This window comes from Zestomonas ipomoeae (assembly GCF_057128665.1).
In genome coordinates this window covers 1-536 of record NZ_JBSKHQ010000056.1, presented here as the reverse complement: position 1 = coordinate 536, position 536 = coordinate 1, and the positions used below count along the sequence as shown (strand labels likewise).

The following is a 536-nucleotide window of genomic DNA, read 5'->3' as shown; positions in this document are numbered from 1 at the left end:
GAAGACTGCTCCGGCAAGCGCGCCGGCGAAGACTTCGGCGTCGCGGTCAACCCCGAGTTCCTGCGCGAGAGCACTGCGATCAAGGACTACAACTACCCGCCGATGACCGTCATCGGCGAGTTCGACAGCCTCTCCGGCGATGCCCTGGAGGAGATCTACCGCGAGCTGGACGCACCGATCATCCGCAAGTCGATCGCCGTCGCCGAGATGATCAAGTACACCTGCAACGTCTGGCACGCCGCCAAGGTCACCTTCGCCAACGAGATCGGCAACATCGCCAAGGCGGTCGGCGTCGACGGCCGCGAGGTGATGGAAGTGGTCTGCCAGGACCGCAAGCTCAACCTCTCCCAGTACTACATGCGCCCCGGCTTCGCCTTCGGCGGCTCCTGCCTGCCCAAGGACGTGCGCGCCCTCACCTACCGCGCCAGCCAGCTGGACGTCGAGCACCCGATGCTCGGCGCGCTGATGCGCAGCAACGCCTACCAGGTGCAAAAGGCCTTCGACATGATCGCCAGCTACGACAAGCGCAAGGTCGC

Annotated in this window: 1 pseudogene; it reads left to right on the top strand. The window is 65.1% G+C overall.

The annotated features are described in order from the left end of the window. Positions 1-536 (top strand): annotated as a pseudogene (gene algD, locus ACWKV7_RS23700) (GDP-mannose 6-dehydrogenase); the annotation flags it as partial.